A 1,619-nucleotide genomic window follows, 5' to 3' on the forward strand; every position below is an offset into this window, starting at 1 on the left:
AGTTTCAGACGGCCTTTTAAAAATCGTATTACAATAAGCCAAAATTAAAAACACATTCCATTATGTCCAAAAAAATCCTGATTATTACCCCAAGCTGGATTGGCGACTGCGTCATGACCCAACCGCTTTATCGCCGTTTGCATGAGCTGCATCCCGGCTGCACTATTGATGCTTTTGCGCCCAAATGGTCGATGGCCGTATTTGAGCGTATGCCTGAAATCAACCGTGTGATGGAAAACCCGTTTGGACATGGTGCATTGGAATTGAAAAAACGCTGGCGTATCGGGCGTGAATTGGGAAAAGAAGGCTATGATCAAGTGATTGTTTTGCCCGGTTCGCTCAAATCCGCCATTATTGCTTTGGCTACGGGGATTAAACAGCGTACGGGCTACGTCGGCGAGTCGCGCTATTTTTTGCTGAACGATATCCGTAAGTTGGATAAGGCCGCATTGCCGTTGATGGTTGACCGCTATACTGCGCTGGCGCACCCGACCCAAGCGGATTTTAACGGGCATTCTGATAATCCCTGTTTCACGATTGATCCCGAAAGCCGTCAAGCCGCTTTGGCAAAACATGGTTTGGCGACGGATAAACCGATTTTGGCATTTTGTCCCGGTGCGGAATATGGCCCGGCCAAGCGTTGGCCTGCGCGTCATTTTGCCGAACTCGGCCGCCGCTATTTGGCTGAAGGTTGGCAGGTTTGGCTGTTTGGTTCACAAAAAGATTTCGATATTGCAGATGAAATCAACCGACTTTCAGACGGCCTGTGTACCAATCTTTGCGGTAAAACCAATCTTCCGGAAGCGATTGATTTGTTGTCTTGCGCTGATACGGTCGTGTGCAACGACAGCGGTCTGATGCACCTTGCGGCCGCGCTTGATCGGAAATTGGTTGCGGTTTACGGTTCATCCAGCCCTGACCATACGCCGCCTCTAAGCCCAAAGGCAAAAATCGTCAGCTTGAATTTGGATTGCTCGCCTTGTTTCAAGCGAGAATGTCCGTTGGGGCATACGGATTGTTTGAACAAACTGACGCCGGATAGGGTGCAAAAAGCGGCGGAAGAGCTGGCTCGTTCGGCGTAATCCAATAAAGATTAGATGGAAAGCAGCAAAGGGCAGATTTGAGTCTGCCTTTTGATTTTTTGTTTTTAACGAAAGGCCGTCTGAAAATCATATTTCAGACGGCCTTTTGGGGTTTGAAATCAATACATCTGATTATTTTTGATGTAGATTGTAAACGTATTCGACTTCTTCGCGGCTGCCCATGAATACGGCAACACGTTGGTGCAGGCCGGTAGGTTGGATGTCGAGCATGGCTTCGATGGCGTTGTTTGATGCGCCGCCGGCCTGTTCCATAATCAGGCTCATCGGGTTGGCTTCGTACATCAGGCGCAGTTTGCCCGGTTTGGATGGGTCGCGTTTGTCTTGCGGATACATGAATATGCCGCCGCGCATCAGGATGCGGTGGATTTCGGCAACCATGCTGGCTACCCAGCGCATATTGTAGTTTTTGCCGCGTACGCCGGTTTCGCCTGCCAGCAATTCGTCAATGTATTGTTGAACAGGGGCGAACCAATGTCTTTGGTTGGACATATTGATGGCGAATTCTTTAGTGGATTC

The 1,619-nt window shown here is 49.3% G+C and carries 1 protein-coding gene and 1 pseudogene; one reads left to right on the forward strand and one right to left on the reverse strand.

Going from position 1 to position 1,619, the window contains the following annotated elements; all coding sequences use genetic code 11:
• Positions 1–62 precede the first annotated feature (62 nt).
• Entirely contained in the window at positions 63–1,082 is a 1,020-nt protein-coding gene (gene waaF / locus ACTHUT_RS20005) for a lipopolysaccharide heptosyltransferase II (protein ID WP_440386275.1), read from the forward strand.
• 132 nt (positions 1,083–1,214) lie between these two features.
• Here the strand turns inward: waaF and ACTHUT_RS20010 are convergent.
• Positions 1,215–1,619: pseudogene (locus tag ACTHUT_RS20010) on the reverse strand (class 1 fructose-bisphosphatase); the annotation flags it as partial.

The sequence above is a fragment of the Neisseria sp. P0022.S010 genome, assembly GCF_051956635.1.